Annotated in this window: 23 protein-coding genes and 1 tRNA gene; 11 read left to right on the top strand and 13 right to left on the bottom strand. The window is 71.3% G+C overall.

What is annotated here, in order from left to right:
* Positions 1 to 16 precede the first annotated feature (16 nt).
* Entirely contained in the window at positions 17 to 1,072 is a 1,056-nt protein-coding gene (locus B1205_RS30020; protein WP_089157585.1) for a hypothetical protein, read from the bottom strand.
* Positions 1,069 to 2,013, bottom strand: coding sequence for a transporter substrate-binding domain-containing protein (locus B1205_RS23510; protein WP_089157584.1), 945 nt, complete (start codon positions 2,011 to 2,013; stop codon positions 1,069 to 1,071). The genes B1205_RS30020 and B1205_RS23510 overlap by 4 nt, the downstream gene beginning before the upstream one ends.
* Positions 2,014 to 2,265: 252 nt before the next feature.
* Here B1205_RS23510 and B1205_RS23505 point away from each other — a divergent pair, with 252 nt between their 5' ends.
* Positions 2,266 to 2,724 (top strand): hypothetical protein, encoded by a 459-nt coding sequence (locus tag B1205_RS23505; RefSeq protein WP_089157583.1) that lies wholly within the window; start codon positions 2,266 to 2,268, stop codon positions 2,722 to 2,724.
* On the opposite strand, the gene B1205_RS23500 is transcribed toward B1205_RS23505, so the two are convergent.
* The 7 genes from B1205_RS23500 to B1205_RS23470 form a co-directional block, all read right to left on the bottom strand.
* Positions 2,711 to 4,177 (bottom strand): serine/threonine-protein kinase, encoded by a 1,467-nt coding sequence (locus B1205_RS23500; protein ID WP_089157582.1) that lies wholly within the window; start codon positions 4,175 to 4,177, stop codon positions 2,711 to 2,713. The genes B1205_RS23505 and B1205_RS23500 overlap by 14 nt on opposite strands.
* Positions 4,178 to 4,207: 30 nt before the next feature.
* Positions 4,208 to 4,666: a hypothetical protein gene (locus tag B1205_RS23495; RefSeq protein WP_089157581.1), complete on the bottom strand. Its 459-nt coding sequence runs from the start codon at positions 4,664 to 4,666 to the stop codon at positions 4,208 to 4,210.
* Positions 4,667 to 4,767: 101 nt separating this feature from the next.
* Positions 4,768 to 8,346 carry an adenylate/guanylate cyclase domain-containing protein gene (locus B1205_RS23490; protein WP_089157580.1) on the bottom strand — a complete coding sequence of 1,193 codons (3,579 nt, stop codon included), beginning with the start codon at positions 8,344 to 8,346 and terminating at the stop codon, positions 4,768 to 4,770.
* Positions 8,343 to 9,137 (bottom strand): MBL fold metallo-hydrolase, encoded by a 795-nt coding sequence (locus B1205_RS23485; protein ID WP_089157579.1) that lies wholly within the window; start codon positions 9,135 to 9,137, stop codon positions 8,343 to 8,345. Before B1205_RS23485 ends, B1205_RS23490 begins: the two co-directional genes overlap by 4 nt.
* Before the next feature lie 118 nt (positions 9,138 to 9,255).
* Positions 9,256 to 9,717 (bottom strand): RidA family protein, encoded by a 462-nt coding sequence (locus B1205_RS23480; RefSeq protein ID WP_089157578.1) that lies wholly within the window; start codon positions 9,715 to 9,717, stop codon positions 9,256 to 9,258.
* A gap of 4 nt (positions 9,718 to 9,721) precedes the next feature.
* On the bottom strand, positions 9,722 to 9,877 hold the full coding sequence (locus tag B1205_RS23475) for a DUF4177 domain-containing protein (RefSeq protein WP_013289021.1): 156 nt from the start codon (positions 9,875 to 9,877) through the stop codon (positions 9,722 to 9,724).
* A 62-nt stretch (positions 9,878 to 9,939) separates the two neighbouring features.
* Positions 9,940 to 10,386 carry a hypothetical protein gene (locus tag B1205_RS23470; RefSeq protein ID WP_089157577.1) on the bottom strand — a complete coding sequence of 149 codons (447 nt, stop codon included), beginning with the start codon at positions 10,384 to 10,386 and terminating at the stop codon, positions 9,940 to 9,942.
* A 334-nt stretch (positions 10,387 to 10,720) separates the two neighbouring features.
* On the opposite strand from B1205_RS23470, the gene B1205_RS23465 reads away from it, so the two are divergent.
* Genes B1205_RS23465 through B1205_RS23455 form a run of 3 tightly spaced genes read left to right on the top strand, consistent with a single transcriptional unit; the run spans position 10,721 to position 13,490 of the window.
* On the top strand, positions 10,721 to 11,323 hold the full coding sequence (locus B1205_RS23465; protein WP_089157576.1) for an Rv0361 family membrane protein: 603 nt from the start codon (positions 10,721 to 10,723) through the stop codon (positions 11,321 to 11,323).
* Between the two features lie 37 nt (positions 11,324 to 11,360).
* Positions 11,361 to 12,284, top strand: a complete 924-nt coding sequence (locus B1205_RS23460; RefSeq protein ID WP_089157575.1) for an ArsA-related P-loop ATPase — start codon at positions 11,361 to 11,363, stop codon at positions 12,282 to 12,284.
* Between the two features lie 54 nt (positions 12,285 to 12,338).
* Complete coding sequence (locus B1205_RS23455) at positions 12,339 to 13,490, top strand: ArsA family ATPase (RefSeq protein WP_176308760.1); 1,152 nt, start codon at positions 12,339 to 12,341, stop codon at positions 13,488 to 13,490.
* 23 nt (positions 13,491 to 13,513) lie between these two features.
* On the opposite strand, the gene B1205_RS23450 is transcribed toward B1205_RS23455, so the two are convergent.
* Complete coding sequence (locus B1205_RS23450; protein WP_089157573.1) at positions 13,514 to 13,834, bottom strand: WhiB family transcriptional regulator; 321 nt, start codon at positions 13,832 to 13,834, stop codon at positions 13,514 to 13,516.
* 399 nt (positions 13,835 to 14,233) lie between these two features.
* Here B1205_RS23450 and B1205_RS23445 point away from each other — a divergent pair, with 399 nt between their 5' ends.
* Complete coding sequence (locus B1205_RS23445) at positions 14,234 to 16,810, top strand: transglycosylase domain-containing protein (RefSeq protein WP_089157643.1); 2,577 nt, start codon at positions 14,234 to 14,236, stop codon at positions 16,808 to 16,810.
* On the opposite strand, the gene B1205_RS23440 is transcribed toward B1205_RS23445, so the two are convergent.
* Positions 16,698 to 17,153, bottom strand: coding sequence for a GatB/YqeY domain-containing protein (locus B1205_RS23440; RefSeq protein WP_089157572.1), 456 nt, complete (start codon positions 17,151 to 17,153; stop codon positions 16,698 to 16,700). The two genes, B1205_RS23445 and B1205_RS23440, sit on opposite strands and share 113 nt — an antisense overlap.
* A 25-nt stretch (positions 17,154 to 17,178) precedes the next feature.
* Between B1205_RS23440 and B1205_RS23435 the strand changes: the two genes are divergently transcribed.
* The 3 genes from B1205_RS23435 (at position 17,179) to B1205_RS23425 (ending at position 18,961) form a co-directional block, all read left to right on the top strand.
* Positions 17,179 to 18,072: a metallophosphoesterase gene (locus B1205_RS23435; RefSeq protein ID WP_089157571.1), complete on the top strand. Its 894-nt coding sequence runs from the start codon at positions 17,179 to 17,181 to the stop codon at positions 18,070 to 18,072.
* A gap of 109 nt (positions 18,073 to 18,181) precedes the next feature.
* Positions 18,182 to 18,258: transfer RNA gene (locus B1205_RS23430), tRNA-Pro, on the top strand.
* A gap of 292 nt (positions 18,259 to 18,550) precedes the next feature.
* On the top strand, positions 18,551 to 18,961 hold the full coding sequence (locus B1205_RS23425; protein ID WP_089157642.1) for a hypothetical protein: 411 nt from the start codon (positions 18,551 to 18,553) through the stop codon (positions 18,959 to 18,961).
* A 362-nt stretch (positions 18,962 to 19,323) separates the two neighbouring features.
* Here B1205_RS23425 and B1205_RS23420 read toward each other — a convergent pair whose 3' ends face one another.
* Positions 19,324 to 20,271 (bottom strand): helix-turn-helix domain-containing protein, encoded by a 948-nt coding sequence (locus B1205_RS23420; protein ID WP_254910151.1) that lies wholly within the window; start codon positions 20,269 to 20,271, stop codon positions 19,324 to 19,326.
* A 113-nt stretch (positions 20,272 to 20,384) separates the two neighbouring features.
* Between B1205_RS23420 and B1205_RS23415 the strand changes: the two genes are divergently transcribed.
* Positions 20,385 to 21,458 (top strand): DNA cytosine methyltransferase, encoded by a 1,074-nt coding sequence (locus B1205_RS23415; protein ID WP_217809863.1) that lies wholly within the window; start codon positions 20,385 to 20,387, stop codon positions 21,456 to 21,458.
* Between the two features lie 488 nt (positions 21,459 to 21,946).
* Here the strand turns inward: B1205_RS23415 and B1205_RS23410 are convergent, their stop codons facing one another.
* Positions 21,947 to 23,026, bottom strand: a complete 1,080-nt coding sequence (locus B1205_RS23410; RefSeq protein ID WP_089157569.1) for a helix-turn-helix domain-containing protein — start codon at positions 23,024 to 23,026, stop codon at positions 21,947 to 21,949.
* 346 nt (positions 23,027 to 23,372) lie between these two features.
* Between B1205_RS23410 and B1205_RS23405 the strand changes: the two genes are divergently transcribed.
* Positions 23,373 to 24,575 (top strand): helix-turn-helix domain-containing protein, encoded by a 1,203-nt coding sequence (locus B1205_RS23405; RefSeq protein WP_254910150.1) that lies wholly within the window; start codon positions 23,373 to 23,375, stop codon positions 24,573 to 24,575.
* A 254-nt stretch (positions 24,576 to 24,829) separates the two neighbouring features.
* Positions 24,830 to 25,570, top strand: a complete 741-nt coding sequence (locus B1205_RS23395; protein WP_089157568.1) for an HAD family hydrolase — start codon at positions 24,830 to 24,832, stop codon at positions 25,568 to 25,570.
* Positions 25,571 to 25,586 lie beyond the last annotated feature (16 nt).

Raw genomic sequence — 25,586 nt, 5'->3', positions numbered from 1 at the left:
GCCGGCCTCGCGTGAGTCAGGTGACGGTGCGGCAGGCGGCGTCGATGCGGTAGACCGGGCGGACCCGGCGGCCGAGCCCCTCCAGCAACGAGTCCTCGACGTGGAAGTCGCGCACCCGTAGCTGCCGCCGGGGCAGCTCCTCCTCGCTCGGGCAGAGCACCTGCGCGCGTACCTGGTCGACCGGCACGTAGCGGACGCCGCCGCGTTCCTGGAGCAGCACCATGCTGACGTCGTCCACCGTGACGACGTGGCCGCGGATGTCCTCGGTGACGCCGGGCGCCGACTCGACGGTGGTCACGGTCAGCGGCAGCACCGGCGTGCTGATCACCGGCAGCGCGGCCCAGACCAGCATGGCCAGCACCGCCGCCTCGGTGACCGAGGCGAGCGGTCGGGTCACCGCCGCCGGCAGCGGCCCGGTCACGAACAGGGCCAGCACCGGGGGTACGACCAGCAGCACCACGGCGAGCACCTCCCCCTGCCGGCCGGCGTCGAGCACGGTGGGACCGAGCAGCCAGAGGTATCCGGCGAAGCCGACGGCGAGCAGCAGGATGCGCGGCACCCGTTTCTCGTGCAGCCGGCCCGGGTCGAGCTGGAACGCGGCCACGAACGCCGGCAGCAGCAGCGGCAGGTAGAGCAGCCGCCAGGTGACCAGCGCGAGCAGGAAGCTGGCCACGGCGAACCAGGCGGGTGTGATGTCCACCCAGCGGGCGAAGAGCGGCCGGCGGATTCCCGGTGGCATCCGCTCCACGCTGACCCGCAGCACCGCGCCGAGTGCGAAGACCGCGACCAGGGCGGTGGAGAGCAGCGCGGCGGCGGTGGTCAGGAAACCGGCGAGCAGGTTCACCGTGCCCACGTTGGACACCAGCAGCAGCGTGGTCTGCAACTCGCCGCCCGCCTCGACGCCGAGCCGGAGCACCGAGAAGACCGCCGGCACGCCGACCACCGCGGTCCAGAAGGACTGGGTGGCCCGCGCCCGGCGCTCGGCCGGGTCGGCCGGCGGCGGCCCGGTCCGGACCGCCGGGGTGCTGCCCGCCGGGGTGCTGTCCGGCGGGGCCGCCGGTGCGGTCGTCACCGGGGTGCCTTGTCGTCGAAGTCGACCAGCTTCGGCACGTCCAGCGGCTGGGGCTGGGACTTGTCCGGGTCCGGCTTGAGCCACGGCCCGATCGTCCGGTTGTACGCGCTCAGCCAGGGGCTGCTGCCCCGGGCCCGCCCCTCCAGGTAACTCTTCTGCAGGAAGAACGCGACGAGGTCGCGCAGCGCCGGGTCACCGATCGGCACCCCGACGCCGAGCAGTTCGCTGGTGCCGAACGGCAGGTCGACGATCTCGAACTCGGTCGGGTACTGGGAGCGGTAGCCGGCCAGGATGGTCTCGTCGGAGCTGACCACGTCGTAGCGCCCCTTGCGGATGCCCTGCACGCAGTCGCCCACCGTCTTCACCACGTACGTCTGGACCTGGTGCTTCTCCAGTTCCGCCTCGGTGGTGGAGCCGCCGCTGGTGCAGACCTTCAGTCCCGGCCGGCGCAGGTCCTCGATGGTGCGGACCTGGTCGCGCAGCCGCGTCGGCACCATCGCCTCCTGCTGCGTCACGAGGTACGGCCCGGCGAACCGGACGAGCTTCTCGCGTTCCTCGGTCATGGAGAAGCTGGACACCACCATGTCGACGGTGCCGCTCTGGAGCGCGGGGATGCGTTCCTCGGTGGCGAGCGCGACCCACTGGATGCGCTGCTCGCCTCCGAAGCCGAGCGACGTGGCGATGTAGCGGGCGATCTCGACGTCGAAGCCGACGTGCACGCCGTTGCGCAGCTCGCCCATCAGCGGCTCGGTCTCGGACACCCCGATCTTGAGTTTCGCCTGGCCGTCGACGTGGGACTCGTGCAGCTTGTCGAGGACCGAGGGCAGCGGGGGTTCCCGGTGGTTGTCACAGCCGGCCGCGGCGGCCAGCGTCAGCATCAGCGCCACGGCCAGCGTGGTGGCGAGGGAACGGAGCCGGCGACGGGAGAACACCTCGGACATCGGGCACCTCGTTCGTGGACACGACGGCGGAGCACCCAGGGTAGCGGTCGGCNCCCCGGGGGGTCCGTCGGCGTGCCGACCCACTCTAGGGATCGGCGACGGCCGAGGGAGCCGGCAAAGGTGAAAAGATCCGGTGATGTAACGAAGTTTTCTCGATCGACACTTTTCGGATCTCCGATGTGGAGACCGGTTGACGGGAAACCGTCCCGGGCCGACGGTTGACAGGCCGACGCGCTGGGCCATGCTTGTCGGGTGAGTTCGTTCCGGAAGCCCGATGCGCGGGCGAAGGCCGTCGTCGCGTGCGTGGCGACGGTGGCGGCGGTGGCGACGCTGGCGATGTGGCGACCGCCCGGCATCCTGTCGGTCGTGCTGGTCATGGTCTGCGTCGTGCTCGGCATGATCGCCGCGGTGACGGTCACCGCCGCCCGGCAGTCCGTCGGCGGCGCCCCCGCGCCGGCCGAGGACTGGCCGGTCCCCGCTCCCGGGTACGGAGCGGACGCCGACACGCTGGCGACCATCGACCCGCGGGCGGTGCGGAACCTGCGCGCCCCGGGAGGTCATCCGGTCGACGCGGACACGTTGGAGGCACTCGACCCCCGGGCGGTGCGCGACCTGCGCCCGGCCGGCGTGGTGGACGCCGACACGTTGGACACGCTCGACCCGAGGGCGGTGCGGCAGCGGGGCCCGGTGAACGGGGTCAGTGACCGGTGAGGGTGGGGCTGGCGAGCCCGTTCACGCCCCGCCCGGCCAGGCAGCGGTAGGTGCCGCCCGGCTCGGCGGCGCCCGGCGGCAGCACCTCCAGGTTCCACCCGCTCGCCGAGGTGACGCCGCTGACCAGCCGGAACGTGGCGACGTTGCAGACCTTACGGACGGCCGGGTCGACCGCGACGGCGTCGTGCCGCGCACCGGTGAGCCCGGCCGGCAGGTCACCCGCGGCGTAGGTCTCCCAGGTGTGCTGGCCGTCGCACGGCACCCGGCTCGCCTCGGCGCGCTCGCGGCGCAGGCGTACCGGGCCGTAGCACTCCAACTCGGGCGCGCAGCGGGCACCGGCCGGGAGCCGGACGTCGGCGGACGCGCACCCGGGCTGCGGTGTCGCCCCGGCCTCGACCGTGCCGGTGGCCACCGTGGTCGGGGACACCGGTGGCGGCTGACCACCGGCCATCCAGGCGCCACCGGCGGCCGAGGCGGCCAGCGCGAGCACCCCGGCCCCGCCGAGGAACCAGCGCCTCGGCCACCGGCGGCTCCNGGGCGGCCGCGGGCTCGGCCCGCCGGTGCGGCCGGTGCCGCCCGGGCCGCCGACCGGAGGCACGAACGGCATGCCGCCCACCGGGGCGCCGGGGTCGAGCGGGAGCGCGGCGAGCAGGCCACGCAGCTCGACCGCGGAGGGTCGCTCGCCCGGGTCGTTGGACATGCCCAGGCGGAGTACGTCGATCAACTCGTCGGGCACCCCGGGCAGGCCGGGGATCGGCTTTTGGAACATCTCCAGCACGGTGACCAGGCTCGGATTGCGCTCGGACTGCCAGCGCGGCGGGCGGCCGTGCATCACCGCGTAGAGGGTGGCGCAGAGCGCGTAGACGTCGACGGCCGGGCTGGGCGGGCTGTGGCTGAACATCTCCGGTGGCGCGTACGCGGGGGTGAGCACCTCCAGCGTGACGGAGGCGTCGCGCGCCTCCGCCAGCACCGCCAGGCCGAAGTCGGCCAGGACCGCCGAGTTGAACTCGGAGTGCAGGATGTTGGCCGGTTTGACGTCGCGGTGCAGGACGCCGGCCGCGTGCGAGTGTGCCAACGCGTCGGCGATCTTCACGCCGAGGTCGCGGGTCTCCAGCGCGTCCAACGGCGAGGTGCGCATCCGCTCCGCGTACGAGCCGTCGCAGAGCTCCATGATGAGGTAGGGGTGCTGGTCGACGGTGACCCCGACGTCGAAGAGGTCGACCACGTGCGGGTGTGACGACATCCGCCCGGCCGCGCGGGCCTCACGCAGGAAACGGGCCTGGTCGCGTTCGCTGTCCAGCGTCCGGTTCTCGACCTTGACCGCCACCTCGCGGCCGACCGAGATCTGGGTGGCCCGGTAGACGGTGGCGTAACCACCCCGGGCGAAGACCTCCAGATCGGTCAGACCGGGCACGATGGGCAGCCGGACGGCGCCGGGCGGGGTGTCGGTCACGGCTCGAAAATACCCAACGGTGCCGGGCGGTCAGCGCGCCGCGTCGGAGGCCGGCACCGGGACGGACCCGTCCGACCCGGTCGGTTGCGCAGCTCGGCGGGCGTCCCACCACAGGCCGGCGGCGGTCGCGACCGCACCGAGGCCCTCCCACACGGCGACTGCGAAGAACCGGTCCGGTGCCACGTCGGAGAGCACCGCGATGGTGAACACGGTGAACGTGACCAGCCGGAACCAGACCGTGAACCGGTAGAACGGCCGCCACTCGGTGGCGACGGCGAGCAGGTAGTAGACCCCCATGTTGAACGAGGCCATCGAGGAGGCGGTGAGGAACGTGCCGGTGTAGTCGCCCGGGGCGCGCTCGGCCGGCACCTCGAAGCCGAGCAGGCGTAGCTGCGTCTCCGGCCAGATCAGACCCAGTGCGCCGAGCAGCAACGCCAGGAGCCCGAAGACCGCGATCGTCCAGCCGGCGCCGGAGCGCGGCAGCCTCATCGTTCCTCCCCAGGAAGCTCCTCCGGCGATACGCGCCGGCCGCACCACGCTAACCGGCCCAACGGCGGAGCACATCCCCGAAACCGGCAGAACAGGGGTGATCAGCCGGCGGCGAGCCGCACCCGCAGCGCGTCCGCGGCGGCCCGCTCGCTGCGCTGCTCGGTGGCGTACGCGAGGCGTACCGCCTCCTCGGCGCTGCTCAGCGCCTCCGCCGGGCGGCCACCGGCGGCCAGCGCCTCGGCCAGCACCAGCCGCGACACCACCTGGCTGCGGACGTCCTCGGCCGGGGCGGCGAGCGCCCGCTGCGCCCAGTCCAACGCCTGTTCACGCTGGCCGTGGGCGAGCAGCGCGCCGGCGTACCGGGCCATCGTCTGCCGGCGGGAGAACAGCAGCGACGGCGCGTCGGCCGCGCCGGTGGCCACCGGGGCGAGCAGCCCCACCGCGGTCCCCGGGTCGCCGGCGGCGACCCGGGCCATGGCGAGCAGCACCCGCGGCGCGACCTGGGCGGGCGCCTGCGGGTTGTGCGGTTCCACGGTGGTCAGCACCGACCGGGCCTCCCGTTCGGCGGTCTCGCAGTCGCCCATGTCCAGCGCGACGAAGCCGCGCAGCGTGCCGGCCATGCCGGTGAGCAGCGGGTGCGTGGTGCGGGCGGCGTACGCGAGCGCGTCGCCGAACAGGTCGGCGGCGTGTTCCGGCTCGCCCAGCCCGCGCGCCACCACGCCGCGTACCACCAGCGCGAAGCCCTGCCCCCAGTCGTCTCCCACCTCGGCGAAGTCCCGGTACGCCCGACGCGCCGCCCGGTCCGCCTCGGCCAGGTCACCCAGTTCGGCGGCGGCGTACGCCTCGACCGCGCGCAGCGTGCCCACCGCCCACGCCTCGCCGACCCGCTCCCCGAACGGCAGGAAGATCCGGGCCAGTCGGCGCGCCTCCCGTAACCGGCCGGCGAGCAGCCGGGCGAACGCGGTGGTGCCGCGCAACCAGGCCCGGCCGTACGGGTCCTTCAGTTCGGCGAAGAGCCGGGCGGCCCGGCCGAGCACCGCATCGGTGCCGGCGAAGTCACCCCGGGTGGTGGTGACCCAGGCCAGGTTCTGCAACGACCACGCCTGCCCGCGCGGATCCTTCGCGGCCAGGCTGACCTGGTAGGAGGCGGCCAGCCGGCTGCTCGCCTGCCCGAGTCGGCCGGCGACGAAGTCGGCCATGCCGAGCCGGCGCATGGCCGAGCCCCGCAGGGTCGGCAGACCGGCGTCGGTGGCCACCTGCAACGCCTCGGAGTAGCTGCGCTCGGCCCGCTCGACGTCGCCCAAGGTCTGCTGGGCCTGCCCGGCCAGCAGCAGCGCGGCGATCCGGGTGGCCGGTTCGCCGGCGTTCGCGGCGATCTTCTCGGCGGAGGCGAGCGCGTCGGCCGGGCGGCCGATCTGGAGCAGCGCCCGGGCGTGCACCACCCGGTCGGCCGGGGGCACCCCGTCCCGGGCCAGGTCGGCGATGCGTTCGGCGTACTCGACGGCCAGCGCCGGCTCCCCGAGGCGCAGCGAGCGGCGGGCGGCCCGGCCCAGCGCGGCCACGCCCAGGCCGGCGACCGCCCGGGCCGGCGCGTCCGGACGGAGCTTCACCGCGTCGGCGAGCCGGGTCGCCCACTCGACGTGCCCGGCGACGAAGTCGTCCCGGGCCGCCTCGGTGAACGCGCCCCTCGGGGTGCCCGTCCCGCCGACGCTCTCCGGCGCGGCCCAGCGGGCCAGCGCGGCGTGCCGATCGGCCAGTTCGGCCTTGCTCACCCCGGCGTACGCGGCCTCGCGCATCAGCGGCGTGGCGAAGGCGAACCCGGTGCGGGTGCGGTGCAGCATGCGGCGTTGCAGCAGTTCCTCGACGGCCCTGTCCCACTCGACCGCGGCCACCGCGGCGGGCCGGCCGTCCCGCCCGACCCGCTGTTCGCGCAGCGCCTCCAGCGCGCCCTCGGGCACGGTGTCGCCGACCACCGCGGCGTCGCGCAGCACGGAGCGGGCGTCCGGCGGCAGCGCGTCGATGCGCGCCGCGAGCACCGCGGCCAGGTCCCGGGAGAGCAGCCGGCTGCCCAGCGAGCCGGGGGCGAGCCGCCACCCGACGTCCGCGTCGCGCCCCGGCCCGGCGGTGAGTGCCCCGCGCTCCATCAGCAGGGTGACGAGTTCGGCCAGGTAGAACGCGTTGCCCTGGGCGGTGGCGAGCAACCGGTCCGCGTCGGCCTGCGGCAGGCGGCCACCGGCCAGGTAGCTGGTGAGCAGCCGGGAGGCGTCCGCGCCGCGCAGCGGCGGCAACGCGTGCACCTCGGCGTCCGCGAGCCGGGTCAGCGCGCCGGCGGTCCGGACCAGTTCGGGGCGGCCGAGCAGCAGCACCAGCACCGGCCCGACGAGCCGGTTGAGGGTCAGCGCGAGCGCCTTGACCGTCTCGGCGGTGGCGTCGTGCAGGTCGTCCACCACGATCACCAGCGGCGCCTCGCCGGCGAGCGCGCTGAGCAGGTCCGCGACCGCGTTCGGCACGGCATCGGCGTCCGGCGGGCCGGTGGCCGCGCTCCACTCGCCGCTCTCCGTGGTGGGCGGCAGCTCGGCGTACCCGAGCAGGGCCAGGAGCTGGTCGACGGCAATCGGGGGCGGGTCGCCGGGCAGCCGGGCGAGGCGCTGGCCGAGCCGGCGCAGCCGCTCCTCGACGGCCGGCCGGGTGAGCGCGGTCGCCGCGTCGCCGGGCAGGCCGACCGCCGCCCGGACCAGGTCGGCCAGGGGGGCCAGCCGGCGCCGCTCGCCGAACGCGGCGCAGCGGACCGAGAGCACCCGGGCACCGGTGTGCGCCGCGTACCGGCCGGGGCCGACGTCGTAGCCGGCGGCGAGGCGTTCCACCTCGGCGGCGAACCGGGACTTGCCGATGCCCGCCTCGGCGGTCATCAGCAGCACCCGGGGCTCACCCCGGTCGATCACCTCGGCGAGCCGACCGGCGACCCGCCCGATCTCGGTCTCCCGGCCCACGAAGGGCGCCTCGTCGCCGAGACCCGACCGGGTGCCCGGCGCGTCCAGCAGACCCAGCAGCTCGTACGCCTCGACCGGCTCGCGCTTGCCCTTGAGCCGCAGTGGTCGCAGCGCCCGCCAGGAGGCTACGTGCCGGGTCGCGGCGGAGGTCCGGGCGCCCGCGTAGACGGCACCGACGGCGGCGGCGTCGGAGAACCGGGCCGCGGTGTTCACCGTGTCGCCGATGACGGTGTATTCGATCGCCGCCTGGATGCCGGCGATGACGTCGCCGGTGTTGAGCCCGACCCGCAGTCCCAGTGGCGCTCCGCCGCCCCGCTCGTCGTCGAGCACCCGGCGGACGGCCCGCTGCATGGACAGCGCCGCCCGGACCGCCCGTTCGGCGTCGTCCTCGTGCGCCACCGGCGCACCGAAGACCGCCATGATCCCGTCGCCGGTGAGCTTGTCGACGTGCCCGCCGAACGTCTTGACCGCGCCGGCAAGGGCGGCCAGCACCCGGTCGGTGACCGCGCCGACCCGTTCCGGGTCCAGGTCCTCCGACCAGGAGGTGAAGTCGGACAGGTCGCCGAAGAGCACGGTGACGACCCGGCGTTCGGCGGCGGGCAGCGTGGCGGCGGCCGGCAGCGCCGCGCCGCAGTTGTGGCAGAACCGCGCGCCGGGCACGGCGACGGTCCCGCACACCGGGCAGGTCACGGCTGCTCCACCCCGAGGTATTCGAGTTGGGCGCGCACCGACCATTCGGCGGCCCACCACAGCGACCGGTCCACGTCGGCGTAGACCACGGCGACCACCTCGGGCGCGGTGGTGGCGCCCGCGGCCACCGCGGCGCGCACCTGGTCGAGCCGGGCCCGCCGGTGGGCCAGGTAGGACTCCGCCGCCACACCGCAGTCGGCCAGCGCCGGGCCGTGTCCCGGCAGCGCCCGGACCCCACGGTACGTCGAGAGCAGTTCCAGGCTCGACAGGTAGTCCCCGAGGTGCCCGTCCGGGTGGGCGACCACCGTGGTGCCCCGGCCGAGGATGGTGTCGCCGGTCAGCACGACCCGCTCGTCGTCGTGCTCGACGAGGAAGCAGACCGAGTCGGCGGTGTGCCCGGGGGTGGGCAGCAGCCGGATGTCGAGGCCCACGTCGAACGCGCTGTCGGCGGTGAGCGGCGCGCCGCCGGCGGTGTGCGCCGGGTCGGCGGCGAGCACCGGCGTGCCGCCGAGCAGCTCCCGCAGTCGGGGCGCGCCCTCGGTGTGGTCCGGGTGCCCGTGCGTGATCAGCACCAGCCCGACCGGCCCGTGGGCGGTGATCGCGGCCAGGTGCCCCTCGTCGGCCGGCCCCGGGTCGACCACCACGGCCGGCGCGTCCGGCCCGGCCCGCAGCACCCAGGTATTCGTTCCGTCGAGCGTCATCACCCCCGGGTTGGGCGCAAGCAGCACCGAAACCCACCCCGGCAGTCCCTCCGCGAGCGCCCCCGCGACCCCGCCCACACGCCCACCCATGGCAGCGATCGTACGACCCCCCGCCCCACTCCCCGCGATCTTGCAGTTCCGGCCCCGGGTTTGTCCTCGTTCGGGGCTTGTGCCGGGGCGGAATCTGCAAGATCGCGGCAACGGAGCGTCAGGCGACCTCGGCGATGACCTCGACCTCGACGGGGGCGTCGAGGGGGAGCTCGGCGACGCCGACGGCGCTGCGGGCGTGCCGACCGGCCTCCCCGAACACGGTGCCGAACAGGTCGGAGGCACCGTTGATCACGCCGGGCTGACCGGTGAAGCCCGGTGCGCTGGCCACGAAGCCGGTCAGCTTCACGATCTTGACCACGTTCTCCAGCCCGACCAGCGCGTCGATCGCGGCGAGCGCGTTCAACGCGCACCGTTGCGCCAGGTCCTTGGCCTGCTCGGCGGAGACACCGCTGCCGACCTTGCCGGTGGCGAGCAGCTTGCCGTCGGCCATCGGGAGCTGACCGGAGACGTAGACGTGCTGCCCCGACTGGACGGCCGGCACGTAGCTGGCCACCGGCGGCACCACCTCGGGCAGTTCGAGACCGAGTTCGGCGAGCTTCGCGTGCGGTCCGTTGCTCATAAGGTCAGCCCTTCGGGCGCTTCAGGTACGCGACGAGCTGCTCCGGGTTGGGGCCGGGCACCACGGAGACCAGCTCCCAACCGTCCTCGCCCCAGTTGTCGAGGATCTGCTTGGTCGCGTGGACCAGCAGCGGCACCGTGGCGTATTCCCACTTCTGCATCGGAGGAGGGCTCCCTTGCCTGACTTGGACTTCGGTCAGGCACAGCCTACGGTCCGCCGCCCTCAGCCGGACGCGGGACGCTGCTCCGGCGCGGGCGGCTCGCCGCACGCCCCCTGGTGCTCGTAGCGCTGCGGGCAGCGACTGCGGTCGGGCAGCAGCAGGTCGCAGAAGACGCGGTGCCGGTTGTTCTGGTCGTCGGCGGTGGAGACCGTCGTCTCGCCCGCGTCCAGTTCGGCCAGGAAGCCCAGCGACGTGGCCACGATGCCGGCGAGCGCCACGGCCGCCGCCAGGTCGGGCACCCGCACCGGCAGGTGGATGACGTAGCCGGGTTCGTCGTCGTCCCGGCCCCGACCGCCGGGCCGGACCAGTGTGCGGACCACCTCGGCCGCCGGCCGGTACGACCGCTCGTTGAACGGCGTGCCGGCGCCGGGACCGTCGGCGTCGCCGGGCCGTCTGACCCGGTCGCCGGGGGGAAATTGAGCTCGGGGAATGTTCTCCGCGTCGCGCATCCGCTGCCTCCGGGCGTCGTACCTGCTCACAAACACCGTCGTGCGGCTCGGGATCCCCCGGTCCGGCCACCGCGTCGCGACGAACGTAAGGATTCGGCACCCGTTCCGACAACGGGACGCGCACGACTGGTTACGTTGAGTCACATATTTGACACAAGACTGGTCCGGAAGGCGACGGCGGTTTTGCGCTCGGTACCCGTCCGTGCGGGGCTGGCAACCGGCCCGCCGACCGATACCCTTCCGGACTGGGTGCGCGTCGTCGCTCGCCCGCCACCTCGACCCCGTGTCCGTCGCCTGGGGCGGCGACGGGTACGCCGCAACCCGGGGGACACAGATGACCCAACCGCCCGCCGGTGGCGCCACCGGCATGCCCGGCGACCCGAACCCGCACCCGGCACCCGGCATGGCCATGCCGCCGTCCGGTCCCGTCCAGCCGCCCGGGGCCGTCCAGCCGCCGGGGGCGACGCCGCCGCCCGGCCATCCGCCGTACCCGCCCGGAGGGCTGCCACGTAAGCGTCCCACCCTGCTGATCGCCTCGATCGTGCTGGCCGCGGCCGTCCTGCTTTGCGGTGGCGGCGGCACGGCCGCGTTCCTCGCCCTGCGCAACAGCGAGGACGGCCGGGGCGCGAAGGAGCCCCAGGTCGCGGTGGACGGCTTCCTCAAGGCCGTCTACCAGGAGCGGAACGTCGAGAAGGCGGCCACGTTCGTCTGCTCCGCGGCCCGCGACGAGGAGAAGATCGCCGCCAAGGTGACCGAGGTGCAGAAGTACGCCGGGCAGTACCAGAACCCCCGGTTCCGCTGGACCAACCCGACGGTCGACAACCAGACCGGGGACCGGGCCACGGTCTCCACCAGGGTCACCATGACCACCGCCGACGAGAAGGTCGCCGACCAGGAGCTGCGTTTCACCGTGGTGCGGAAGACNGGCAGCGAGTGAGCAGCCGGCCGAGTCCGCCGGCAGATGGCCGGCCCGCCTGCACGTGGTGACCGGCAAGGGCGGCACGGGAAAGACGAGCGTGGCCGCCGCGCTGGCCCTCGGGCTGGCCACCGGCGGCCGGCGCACCCTGCTGGTCGAGGTGGAGGGCCGGCAGGGCATCGCGCAGCTCTTCGACACCGACCCGCTGCCGTACGAGGAGCGGCACCTCGCCGACGCCCCCGGCGGCGGTGAGGTGCGGGCGCTGGCGGTCGACGCCGAGGAGGCGCTCCTCGAATACCTGGACATGTTCTACAAGCTCGGCGCGGCCGGCCGGGCGCTGCGCAAGCTCGGTGCGATCGACTTCGCCACCACGATCGCCCCGGGCCTGCGGGACGTGCTGCTCACCGGCAAGGTGAAGGAGGCGACCACGCGCACCAGCGGATCGCGCCGGACGTACGACGCGGTGGTGCTGGACGCCCCACCGACGGGGCGGATCGCCCGCTTCCTCAACGTCACGGCGGAGACCGCCCGGCTGGCCAAGGTCGGCCCGATCAAGACCCAGAGCGAGGGGGTCTCCGCGCTGCTCCGCTCGCCGATGACGGCCGTGCACGTGGTGACGCTGCTGGAGGAGATGCCGGTCCAGGAGACGCTCGACGCGGTCGCCGAGCTGGCCCAGCTCGGGTTCCCGGCCGGGCGGGTGATCGTCAACGGCGTCCGCCCGCCGGTGCCGGCCGGTCGCGCGGTGACCGCGGCCGAGCTGAAGCGGGGGTTGGCCGCCGCCGGCCTGCCCACCGACGCCCGGACCGTGTCGGGCCTCGCCGAGGAGGCGCGCGACCAGCGGGTACGCCGTGAGCTGGAGGACTCCCTCCGGGGTGACCTGGTGGAGCTGGGGCTGCCCCTGACCGAGTTGCCGCTGCTGCCCGACGGGGTGGACCGCGCGGGGCTGGGGACGCTGGCCGAGACGCTCGTCCGGGCGGATTGACTCACACCTGCGGCCGGCACGGAGCAGAGTGACCCTCGGGACCGATACGCTCGATTGGTGCCTTCCGAAGACGCGGCGCCTCCGCTGGACGTGGACCAGATCCTCGCCGACCCCGGCGTGCGGATCGTGGTCTGCTGCGGGGCCGGCGGCGTGGGCAAGACGACCACCGCAGCGGCGTTGGCGCTGCGCGCGGCCGAGCGGCACGGCCGACGCACGGTGGTGCTCACCATCGACCCGGCCCGCCGGCTGGCCCAGTCGCTCGGGCTGACCGAGCTGGACAACACGCCCCGCCAGGTCAAGGGCATCGACGTGGAGGAAAGCGGCGGCGAGCTGCACGCCATGATGCTCGACATGAAGCGCACGTTCGACGACGTGGTGCTCCAGCACACCGACCCGGCCAAGGCGGCGGAGATCTTCGCCAACCCCTTCTACCAGGCCATGAGCTCCACCTTCGCCGGCACGCAGGAATACATGGCGATGGAGAAGCTGGGCCAGTTGCACGCCCGGGGCGAGTGGGACCTGATCGTGGTGGACACCCCGCCGTCCCGCTCCGCGCTCGACTTCCTCGACGCGCCGGCCCGCCTGTCCCGGTTCCTCGACGGCCGGATGCTGCGACTCCTGCTCGCCCCGGCCCGCAGCGGCGGGCGGAGCATGTTCAGCCTGGTCACGGCGAGCTTCGGGATGTTCTCCAAGGTGGTGCAGAAGGTGATCGGCGCGCAGTTGCTCACCGACCTGTCCGGCTTCGTCGCCGCGCTCGACTCGATGTTCGGCGGGTTCCGGCAGCGGGCCGAGCAGACGTACCGGATCCTCCAGGCCCGGGAGACGGCGTTCCTGCTGGTCGCGGCGCCGGAGCCGGACGCGGTCCGGGAGGCCGCCTACTTCGCGGGCCGGCTGCGTGCCGAGCGGATGCCGCTCGCCGGGCTGGTGCTCAACCGGGTGCACCGGCCGGCGGCGCCGGAGTTGTCCGCAGAGCGCAGCCTGGCCGCCGCCCGGCGGCTGGCGGCCGAGGGCGGGCACGAGGGCACCGTCGAGGTGCTGCGCGCGCACGCCACGCTGGCCCAGCAGGCGGTACGCGAGCAGCGGGTGGCGGCCCGGTTCACCGAGGCGTTCCCGGCGGTGCCGACGGTGTCGGTGACGGCGCAGCCCGCCGACGTGCACGACGTCGACGGGCTGCGGACGATCGGCGAGGCGATCGGCCGGCGGTGACCGCCGCCGGCCGGGCCCGACGGTCAGGTGGCGGTGGTGACCAGGATCTTGTCCTTGCCGGCCTTCTCCTTGGCGTTCTTGCGCATGGCCGCCTCGAACATCTTGCGCCAGCTGGTCACCTGTGGATGGCGACGCAGCAGTGCGCGGCGTTCGCGTTCGGTCATGCCGCCCCACACGCCGAACTCGATCCGGTTGTCGAGCGCGTCGGCCAGGCACTCGTACCGAACTGGGCAGCTCCGGCAGATCCTCTTCGCCACGTTCTGTTCGGCGCCCTGTACGAACAACGCGTCCGGGTCCCCGTTCTGACACGCCGCCAGCGACGGCCAGTCAGTGATCATGCCCATCTGTACACGTCCCCCCTTGCAGTACCTACCGACTTCGCGCGCAGCCTCGAAACTTCCCCCCGGTCGTCCGGCCGGCCTCCCCAGGGCGGCACGAACGACGCGTGACTGCGATCACCGACACCATCATGCTGGGTAGTCGGACGATTACGCAACGTTGTCGGCGAAATCCATCATTCCGGACAGTCCCGGCTTCCCGGGCGTTCGCCCGCCGTCTACCCCGCCCCGGTACTGAAAAACGCCATGTCGCCACCGGAGTTCGGCGGAGCCTTTGCGGATCTAGCGCAACCCGGTACCAGGGCTCGTGCGTTTAGCACAACGAGGCCGGCGCGGGATGGAAATGGGGAAAGTTCCCCGCGCGCCCGCCGATCCCTGCTCGCGTACCCTGTCGAGGTGACCTGGATGCGGAAACGTGACCACAACATCTTTACCAACGCCGCATCGCTGCTGATCTGTGGCCTGCTGGCCGGCGTGGTCGTCGCCGCGGCGGCCTTCCCCGCGGTGGCGATGTCCGGACTGGCCGCCAAGGCGGGCTCCGAGACATTCGGCGCGTTGCCCAAGGAGCTGACGGTGGCCCGCGCCCCGCAGATCACCTACCTGCTCGCGTCCGACGGCAAGACGCCGCTGGCCACGATGTACGACGAGAACCGCAAGGACGTCAAGCTCAAGGACATCTCGCCGTACATGCGCAAGGCCATCATCGCGGCCGAGGACCACGACTTCTACAAGCACAACGGCGTCGACCTCAACGGGGTGGCCCGGGCGTTCGTCAACAACCAGTCCGCCGGCTCCTCCCGGCAGGGCGCGTCGACGCTCACCATGCAGTACGTCCGGCTGGCCATCTCCTACTCGGCCACCCACCCGGCCGACGTCGTCGCCGCCACCGAGGACACCAGCGCCCGCAAGCTGCGCGAGATGAGCCTCGCGCTCCAGATCGACAAGGAGCTCTCCAAGGACGAGATCCTGGAGCGCTACCTGAACATCGCCGCGTTCGGCAACGGCGCGTACGGCGTCTACGCCGCCAGCCAGGTCTACTTCAACAAACCGCCGGCCAAGCTCGACATCCAGGAGTCGGCGATGCTCGCCGGCCTGGTGAAGGCGCCGACCTCGTTCGACCCGACCACCAAGGACGGTTACCCGGAGGCGGTCGGCCGGCGCGACTACGTCATCCAGAACATGGTGCAGATCGGCGCGATCACCCAGGCCGAGGCGGACGCCGCCAAGAAGATCAAGCTCAAGGTCCCGGACAAGCGCACCCCGAACGGCTGCGTGCAGAGCAACACCCGCTCCTGGGGCTTCTTCTGCGACTACTTCTACCGCTGGTGGCTCCAGCAGGAGACGTTCGGCGGCACCTCGTACGACCGCGAGCGGCGGTTGAAGAGCGGCGGCTACACCATCGTCACCAGCCTCGACGTGCAGGCGCAGAAGGCCGCCGACAAGGCCGTCCGCAACCACCTGAGCGAGAGCAGCAAGGCGGCCCGGATGGTGGCCGTGGTCGAGCCGGGCACCGGTCGGGTCCGGGCCGTGGCGGTCAACCGGAACTTCAAGATCGATGATCCGAACAAGCCGCAGAACAAGCTCGCCAGCGACCCGAAGAAGGCCAAGAAGAAGATCCGGGGCAACTACCCCAACACGGTGAACCCGCTGGTCACCGGCGGCCCGGGCATCTCCGGCTACCAGGCCGGCTCGACCTTCAAGATCTTCACGGTGGTGGCCGCGCTGGAGAAGGGCTACCCGCTCAGCTACTCGATCAATGCCGCGAATGAGTTCAAGTCCGACTATCCGGTCGAGTTCAACTCGCCGGCCGCGTGCCCGGGCACGAACAAATACTGCCCGAAGAACGCCAACCCCGCGATGGCCGGCATGCACACCATGTGGAGCGGCTTCGGCTTCTCGGTGAACACGTTCTTCATCGACCTCCAGCAGCGGGTGGGCGCGGAGAACGTGGTGAAGGCGGCACAGAAGCTGGGCATCGGCTTCCGCTCCTCGGAGGACGCCAAGCTCGCGGCCAACGCGCACAGTTGGGGCGCGTTCAGCCTCGGCGTCTCCCAGACCACCCCGCTGGAGCTGGCCAACGCGTACGCCACGTTGGCCGCCGACGGGAAGTACTGCGAGCCGATCCCGGTGCAGGAGATCCGCGGGCCGGACGGCGAGAAGCTCGACATCGCCAACCCGCACTGCGAGCAGCGGATCAGCGTCGAGGTGGCGCGCGCCGCCGTGGACGCCGCCCGCTGCCCGCTCGGCGACCGCTCCTCCACCTCCAAGTGCGGCGTCCCCACCGCTGGCAACGTCCACGGCATCGTCAAGGCGCCCGTGGCCGGCAAGTCCGGCACCACCGACGGCGAGAAGACCTCCGCCCTGGTCGCGATGACCAAGCAGTACGCGGTGGCCGGCATCATGGCCGACCCGGACTGGGCACAGACCACCCAGCAGATGGGCCACAACGAGCCCACCGGCATCAACCCGGCCGTCTACGAGACGCTGCGGGACGCCATGAAGGGCAAGGAGCGGAAGAACTTCACCCCGCCGAGCGGCAAGATCGTCATGGGCGACCAGCGCTCGATCCCCGGGGTGAAGTGCGAATCCATCGACACCGCCAAGTCGCGGCTGCGCGGGGCCGGCTTCGAACCGACGGTCTCCAGCAACAAGGTGCCATCGGAGTGCCCCGCCGGCACCGCGGCCGGCACCAGCCCGGACGGACGCACCATCAAGGGCGGCGTGGTCCTGATTGAGGTCAGCTCCGGCCAGGGCGCACCGAAACCGGGCAACTCCGCCGGGGCGGGCGGCCCGGGCAACCCGCCGGGCCGGGGCGGACGCCNGGCGGGCACCCCGATGGGTGCCCGCCCGTCGCGTTCGTCGAGAAGGATCAGAGGCCGAGCTGACGGCGTACCTCGGCGGCGACCCGGCCCCCCTCGGCCCGGCCCGCCACCGCGGCCTGGGCCGCCTTCATGGCCGGGCCCATCTGCGCCTTGCCGGTGAAACCGCCCGCGGCGAGCGCCCCCGAGACCAGCCCCGCCAGCTCCTCGTCGGAGAGCTGCTTCGGCAGGTAGCGCTCCAGCACCTCGCCCTCGGCGGTCTCCTTGCCGGCCTGGTCGGCCCGCCCGGCGTCGGCAAAGGCCGCGGCCGCCTCGCGCCGCTTCTTCGCCTCCTTGGTCAGCACCGCGAGCACCTCGTCGTCGCTGAGTTCGCGCTTCTCCCGGCCGGCGACCTCGGCGTTGCCGACGGCCGCGAGGGCCATCCGCAGCGTGGAGGTGGTCAGCGCGTCGCGAGCCTTGAGGGCGGTGCGCATGTCGGCGGTGAGGCGGTCCTTCAGCGTGCTCATGGAAGGTGAAACTACCCTGAAGGGCATGCGAAAGCGCACACTATTCCGGCTCGCGGCCGGAACCGCCGCCGCCGGCGCGGCCACCCTGGCGTACGCGTCGCTCGTCGAGCGCAACCTGTTCACCCTCCGGCGGTACGACGTGCCGGTGCTCCCGACCGACGCCGAACCGCTGCGCCTGCTCCACCTGTCGGACCTGCACATGATGCCCGGCCAGCGGCGCAAGCAGGACTGGGTGGCCTCGCTGGCCGCGCTCGACCCGGACCTCGTGGTGGTGACCGGCGACAACATGGCCGACCCGGAGGCGGTGCCCGGCGTGCTGCGGGCCCTCCAACCGCTGCTCGACCTGCCCGGCGCCTTCGTCTTCGGCTCGAACGACTACACCGGCCCGGTCCTGAAGAACCCGTTCACCTACTTCCTGCCGAACCGGGAGTACGTCGAGGGCGCGCCCCTGCCGTACGAGGAACTGCGCGGCATCCTCACCGGCGCAGGCTGGGCGGACCTGAACAACGCGCGGACCACGATCAAGGCCGGCGGGCGCGAGGTCGAGTTGGCGGGCGTGGACGACCCGCACGTCGAGCGCGACGACTACGACCTGGTGGCCGGGCCGGTCGACGCCAGCGCCGCACTGTCCATCGCCCTGACCCACTCCCCGGAACCGGCGCTGCTGGACCGGATGGCCGCCGACGGCTTCGGACTGCTGCTGGCCGGGCACACCCACGGAGGCCAGGTCTGCGTGCCCGGATACGGCGCGCTGGTGACCAACTGCGGGCTCCCCCGGTCGATGGCGCGCGGCCTGCACCGCTGGCCCGGCTCGGACTCGTGGCTGCACGTCTCCGCCGGTCTCGGCACCCACCCCACCGCCCCGGTCCGCTTCGCCTGCCGACCGGAGGCAAGCATCCTGACGCTGATCTCCCGCTGATCCTGGTGCGGGGCCGCCCTCCGGGGATCGGCCCCGCACCAAGATCCAGCAGCAGGGGGTACCGAGTTTGACCACGGAGGCGGGTGGGCTACTATTTGTCGGCACGCCTCGGGGTGTGGCGCAGCTTGGTAGCGCGCTTCGTTCGGGACGAAGAGGTCGTCGGTTCGAATCCGGCCACCCCGACCAGAGGTATGAGGGCACATCCGATCCATGGATGTGCCCTCAAGTGTTTCCTTACCGCAGTGGCGGTCACCGCAGGCTCTCCCCAGGCGCTTGAGGGCGTCGCGGGTGGCGCCGAGGACACCTGCGAGTAGATCTCCATCGTGACCGACACCTCGGCGTGCCGGAGCACCTGCAAGATGACGCGAGGGTGCAGCCGCTCACGGACGCCAGTGGATGGTACGCACAAAGCTTGTAAAGCGGAGACGTCAGCGCCCGTGCCTACCGCCGCATCGGGCAGGGCGTGCAGACTGCCTACATGAGTTACGACTTGGCGGTCTGGGAGGGAGATCTGCCGGCCGACGACGGTGCTGCTGGCGAGGTCTATAACCAGCTCTACGCCGAGTACATGGAGGGTGAGGAACTGCCACCGACCCCGGCGATCCGCGCCTACGTCCTTGCATTGCTTGAGCGGTGGGTTGACATGCCTGACGACGAGTACGACGTAAGCCCTTGGTCCGCTGGTCCCCTGATGGACGAGGCGTCGGGGCCGTTCGTCTACTTCACCGTGCGGTACAGCATGTGCGAGGAGGTGTCGACCGAGGCCGCGCACATAGCGGCAGATCGCGGGCTAGTTTGTTACGACCCGCAGTGGGAGCGCCTTCGCCCGACCGCTGACGAGCGAAGCGGAAGACCTACCGCGGACGGTCCCTTGCGCCTAGGCGACTGAAATAGCCGCGAAGCAAGCTGCCGGCCGCCGGGACGACGACAGGCCGCTGCCCGGTGGGGTGGTGGGCCGGAGGCCGGCCGGGCCGAGCGGCCAGCGGGCCGCGCGGCGTGGGGAGCGCATGCCGGGTCCGTCGGCAGGTGGCGGGGTGTAGGTTACTGCGCCTCCGGGGGCGCTCCGGCTCCGAGATGGCCGCCGCGAAGGCGGGATGGCTCCCACCGCCACCACTCACGGACCGTGGGTCGCCGATAGACCCCGGCGGCGGCCCGAAGCCGTGGAGGGTGGGCCGCCGTCAGACGGGATGCCACGTCACGCCTCAGCGCGGCGAGTCAGGGCCCTGTGGCTCCCTATTTAGGGCCGCAGCCTCACAACCGCAGCGGATCGTCACCGTATGGTCCTGAACGTCGGGCGTATGGGAGAAATCGAGGATCGTAAAACACGCGTGCCATGCTTTGAAAGGATGGCCCCCTGATCACCGCAGTTTTGCCAGAGTCGCCAGGCGTGTTACTTATCGCAAAATCTGACTCGGTCAAGACTCCTGCCCTGACCTCCCAGACCCACACAGTATCGCCTCGACCCTCACGGCCGCGACTAAATGTTCCGTCCCTCCGCCCCAGCACGTACCTAAAAGTGAGATATGTGCCCGGTTTCGGCAAGTGCCCTTTTGGCGAGTTAGACTCCAAGGCAGTCTTAACTTCGAGGTCGGGAAGCCCCGTTCGCTGGGGAACAAGATCAGGAAAGGAGTGCGGTCGGTTTCTCACATACGCGCCAGCAGACCCAGCAGCAACCCCTGCACCTAGCAAGTTGCCGATCATCGACGAGAGGTTTGCCAGCTCCACCAGGCCCGAGATAGGCGGCGAACTCCTACTAATTAGTTCATCGTCAATCAGATCGAGCGTCTCGTACGTCGATTCAATGGCAGAGAGAATCGCGTCGACGCCCAGGCCGGTGACGTGGCGCAGCTCCGCCTCGCGACCGACTAGTCTCGGATCAACAATCCGCTTCGGCCTGCGTTCCACGATTGTCGCGCCAGCCTGTGCAGTGACGACACCGCCTGACTCCCGAGCCGCTAGTGAGCGCTCAGCGTGGGCAACTAGGTCGCTGAGCCGCATCCCAAGGGCGCCCGCGAGCCTTGCGGCGGAGTCGATCGTAAGAGACCGCTCGCCGCGCTCAACCAACCCGACACTAGTCCGGTGGAGACCCGCCAGGTCCGCGAGGTCCTCCATCGTCAGGCTTGCCGCTCGCCTCAGTTCTGCGACCGCCCGCGCGGTCGCAGCCGCTAGGTTGGGCGGAGGTACATGATCAGCCGGCACGCGCACGAACCTAGGTGATTGAACATGCGGTGACTACGAGACTATAGTCTCCACCGGATCAGCGACTGTCATGGAGGGGCGTTCTATGCGCTTGAAGGTCATGGACCTTTTCTGTGGAACCGGCGGGTTCTCAAAGGGATTCGAGAATTCAGGCCATTACNCCTAAGGCGTTAGGAATCCCTGGGGATATTCGCAAGACGTCGCGGCCCGAAATTGCGAAGCGATTGGGATTACGGCGCGGCGATATCGACGTCATCATTGGCGGACCACCTTGCCAGGGCTTCTCCTCAATCCGCCCCAACCGGTCCGCCAACTTCGATGACCCGCGCAATAATCTATTCGAAGAATTTGCTGCGCACGTTGGCTATTGGCGGCCGCTCGCATTCGTATTTGAGAACGTCGTAGGCTTGGCGACCCATAACAACGGACTCGACCTAGAGGCAGTCGAGGATACCTTTGGCAGGCTCAACTACCAGACAGATTGGAAGATTCTCAACGCAGCCCACTTCGGCGTTCCCCAGAAGCGCGAGCGGTTAATCCTGATCGGCACTCAGCCTGGCATACAGTTTCGTTGGCCGAAGCCAACTCATGCAGGCCGCTTCCGCACGATTGGCTTTAAAGATTCTTCTCGGATGTTGATTCCCTCCGAGCCCACGCTGCTTGACCAAGGCGCTGCGCCGCTGCCGCCAGCACTTACCGTTGCAGATGCGATTGATGACCTTCCACCGGTCGAGAGCGGCGAAACAGCGACTCAATACGTAGCGCCGGCGAGAACGGTTTACCAAAAGGAGCGTCGAGTCGATGCGTTTGAGTTGACGTGGCATGCCTCAACTCGCCACACCGAGAAGATGATGGAAATTATTCGACACGCCGGGCCGAATATCTCGTACATTCCCACGCACCTTATCACCAGCGGGTTCTCGAGCTGCTATTCGCGACTAGAGGCAGACGAACCATCACCGACTATCACCGTGAACTTCGTCCACCCGGCGTCGAATAAATGTATTCATCCGACTCAGCATCGAGCACTTACGCCGCGCGAGGGTGCTCGACTCCAGTCGTTTGACGACTCTTTTCTCTTCGCTCCAAATACCCGCAATCAGGTAGCGAAGCAGATCGGCAACGCTGTGCCACCCCTCCTTGGGCGAGTTATTGGAGAGGCGCTCGCAGTCGCGCTTAATGTATGAGTCAGAGCGGCACGAGGCGCGCCGGCTCCCCGAGATCCAACGAGGAACAGGTCTAAGCGGTCGGAGGCCGATCGCGAGCGACCAACGACGACCGCTGGTGACCGACGTCTACCTAGGTGACAACGCGTGGCCGGCGCGACGACGAGGCCGGCCGACTGGACCCTACCTGTAGTTAATGACTGGTAGCGCTAGCCGCGGGCCCAGGTGGCACCACAGGCGATGCAGACATCCTCTCCAGTGTCCGAACCCAGGTGGTACTCCCGCTCGTGTTCTTCGTGATCACATGGTTGACTACCTGCCCGTCGCCAGGTTTTCCGTCGGCTAGCCGCCGTATCCATCTGCATCCGATCCTGCCAACGCGCAGGCGCAAGTGCATACGGCTGGCTGCCGCAGGGCGGCCGGCGGAACGGCTCTCGACAGCAATGACCACGCGGTACGGTTCTCGATCACTATCGCTACTACGTCAGGCCACTTTTCCGCAGCGGGTGTCAGGCTGGCTTGCGTGCCGCTCTCTCCACTTCTTGCAGCACCAGTCCGAGAGTTTGTGATCGGCGGTCTGCTGGCAGAGTTGCCCATGCTCGTCGGGCATAGGCAAGTCCCCCGGATCGGTCCCCTGACTTGGCCATCATGAGGGCTCGGTGCAGCTCGATGTGGGTGGCGAACCGGGTCAGTGAGGGCGGTCGGAGTCGGTCGGCGTCGGTCTGGGCCTGCTCGCCGGGGCCGACCATGCCAAGTCGGGCGTAGAGCATCGACCGGAAGGTGGCCATACGCCAGGCGGGTACGGCGGCATCGGAGATTTCACCGTCTGGGGAGGCGGTCTGGTCGAAGATCCGTCGTGCGTCCTCGTCGGCCGTGATGGCTCCGCCGATGTCGCCTCGTCCGGCGGCGACGTGTGCGCGGGCCATCAGCGCCTGGAGGCGGCCGAGCGAAGGACGGTCGGACAGGGCGATGGCCTCGTCGGCGTACCGCTTAGCGACGGGTAGAGCCGCGCCTTCGTAGGCCAGGGCGATGGCGGCCCGGCCGCGTACCCAGACCCGGACAGCGAGGTCGCCGGAGCGGTCGGCGGCAATCCGGGCGGTGTCGTACCAGCCGATCGCCTCGGTCGGGTCCTTGGTGGTCTTGCCGTAGGTGGTGAGTGCGCGGGCGGCGGTCGCCCACATGGTCGGGGAGTCGAGTTGCTGTTGCAGGACGACGAGGTCGCTGGCAAGCCTGGTCTGAAGGCTGTCCGCGCCGATCTCCATGTAGTCGCGGCCGTACTGCTCGACCCGGTCGCGCCAGCGGTCTTCGCTGTCCCGTCGGCCGGCTAGAGCGGCGGTGAAGCCGGATCGGATCAGCTCGTTGGCGGCGATCGGGCCGATGGTGGCGGCTTGGAGAAGGTGCCTGCGTCTCACGTCCGGGTCTCCCAACGCTCGCGCGTAGGCGAGCACGATGTCCGGCGTCGCGGTCCGGCGTCCCGACTCGACGTTGCTCAGGTGCGAAGCCGAGTAGCTGGTACGGGCCGCGATGGAGGCGAGCGTCACGCCTGCCTCAGTACGAGCCTGCCTCAGTTGTGCGCCGAGGTCATCCATCGGAGCCCCCGTGAAAGGTCCTGAAAGCATCGAGCCACTTCCGAGCGTAGTCGTGGGATCACAAGAGTAGATACCGGACGTGGTCAGTGCGGTCCGGTGCGACGACCGGGCTTGGTCGCGTCGCTAGCCGGGCGCGGCGGCGTCGGTCCTCCCGAGAGCAATGTCGCCGCGCCCCCTCTAACGGTGGAGGCGGGAATGAGCGGCGACGTTCCGGACCAATCCAAGGGCGAGCAGATCCAGCAGGCGGAACGGGAAGCGGCACGACAGCGGATCCTCGCGCAGGCCGAGGCGGACCGGCTCCCGGCCGAGGAGACGACACGGGCGGTACCGGATCGGCGGTGGCGTCGTGGACAGCGTTGACCTGTTGCCGGTCGGGCGTCGGGTGGCGTACTGGCGGGTGCGGCGGAAGCTCTCCCAGCAGGTGTTCGCTGACCGGTTGGGCAAGTCGAAGAGCTGGGTGGACAAGGTCGAGCGGGGCGTCCGGTCCCTGGACAAGGTGTCGACTCTCCAGGACATCGCCGCCGTTCTGCGCATCGACACGGCGGTACTGCTGGGACGGGACAGTCAGCGCGCCGAGGTCGCCGATCGTGGCGAGGGCATGGAGCGTGTCCGGGTGGCGCTGTCCCGGTACGACATTCCGCTCGGCAGGTGCGCGGTTCGTCGGCCGGTGTTGCCGGTCGACCAGATGGCCCAGAAGGTCGCGCACGCGTGGATGGCGTTTCAGCACGCCCGGTATCCGCAGGTGACCGAACTGCTGCCGAGTCTGTTGGCCGACGCCGAACGTACCTTCGCCGGTGAGCCGGCGGCGGGTCGGATGCCGCTGGTGGAGGCGTACCGGATCACCGCGTCCCTGCTGGTCAAGCTCGGCGACCCGGACGTGGCGTGGTTGGCCGTCGACCGGGCGATGAACGCCGCTACCGGCGACCGGACCCTGGTGGCCGCCGCAGCGGTGCAGCTCGGTCAGGTGCTCCGCGCCCATGGGCAGACCCGGGTGGCGAAGTCGGTCATGCTGGCTGCCGCGTACCGGATCGCCCCGCCGGTGGTCGAGTTCGGCCTGCCCCCGGAGCTGTCTCTCTGTGGCACGCTGCTCATTCAGGCTGCCCTGGCCGCCGCCCGTCACGGCGACACGCGCACCGCAGCCGACCTGCTCGACGAGGCCGCGACACTGGCCGCCCGCGTCGACGACGGCCACGACCACCATCGCACCGGCTTCGGACCCACCGCCGTCGACCTGGCCCGCAGCGCCGCAGCCGTGGAACTGGGCGACACCGTCGACGCGGTGGCCTGGCACGACACGGCGGTCCGGCGCGACGGCTGGCAGTGGTTGCCCGCTGAGCACCGCGCCGCGCACCTGCTCGATGTCGCCCGCGCCCACCTCCACGCCGACGATGCGATCAGCGCCGGCCGGGCGCTGATGGAGGCTCACCGGGTCGCGCCGGCTGAACTCCGGCACCGTCCGGCGGGTCGGGACGTACTCGCTCAGGTCGTGCACGATCCCACCGCGCCGACGATGCTGATCCATCTCGCCGCCGCTCTCGGGGTGGGGTGAGGATGACGGCGCCGTTCCTCTCCCTGGCCCAGATCTGCAACCGGCTGATCCTCACCGCCCGATGGATTTTGCGCGATCACCGGCCGGGGCCCGACGGCCGCTGCCCGATCTGCCGCACCTGCGACTGTGCGGTGACCGCTGCCGCCCGTGATGTGCTCCGATCAGCCGGGGAAGTACGGCTGTGGAGTACATCAACCGAGCCGACTGCACCGGACCGGAGCGACCCTCAGCAGACCGCCCAGTAGGCTCCCGGCATGTCGCGCCCGGTGATCTTCGATCTCCTCCACACCCTGCTTGATGGGGCGGACGAGGAGCGTGACCGGGTGGTCGGGGAGATGGCGCTCGTGGTGGGGGTCGATCCGGCCGCGCTGGTGGCCGCCTACCACTCGACGTGGCGTGACCGGCTGGTCCGGTGGGACGTGGAGCAGACCGTCCGCATCCTCGCCGGGCGTCTCGGCGGCACACCGACCGACGAGCAGGTGACCCGGGCCGCCGCACACCGTCGCGCCCTGGCCCGCCGGGCGTTGGACGGCGTCTCGGCCGCCACCCTGGAGGTGCTCGACGTGATGCGCGCCGCCGGGCACCCGCTCGCCCTCATCAGCAACGCGACCTCCGAGACCGCCGAGGCATGGCCGCGGAGTCCGCTCGCCCCCCGCTTCGACGTCGTGGTCTTCTCCTGCGACGTCGGGCTGGCGAAGCCCGACCCGGCGATCTACCGTACGGCCACGGATCGGCTGGGTGCCGCGCCGGCGGAGTGCGTCTATGTGGGGGACGGCGCGGACGGCGAGCTGGCCGGTGCGGCGACGGTCGGCATGACCGTGCTCCGGACCACGGAGCACAAGGACACCGATCCGGGCTGGGGCGGGCCCACGATCGCCACCCTCGGCGATCTGCCCGGCCTGCTGTCCGATCCGGTGGGTCCGGGGTCTGCCAGTCGTCGGCGATCAGCTACCGGCCCGACCCGAGGCGACTCGGTCGTCGAGCAGGCCGGGTGAAACTCGCGCCGAGGTG

Origin of the sequence: Micromonospora sp. NBS 11-29, assembly GCF_002140155.1 — a bacterium.
Taxonomy (GTDB): domain Bacteria; phylum Actinomycetota; class Actinomycetes; order Mycobacteriales; family Micromonosporaceae; genus Micromonospora.
This window is presented reverse-complemented; position numbering and strand designations above follow the sequence as displayed.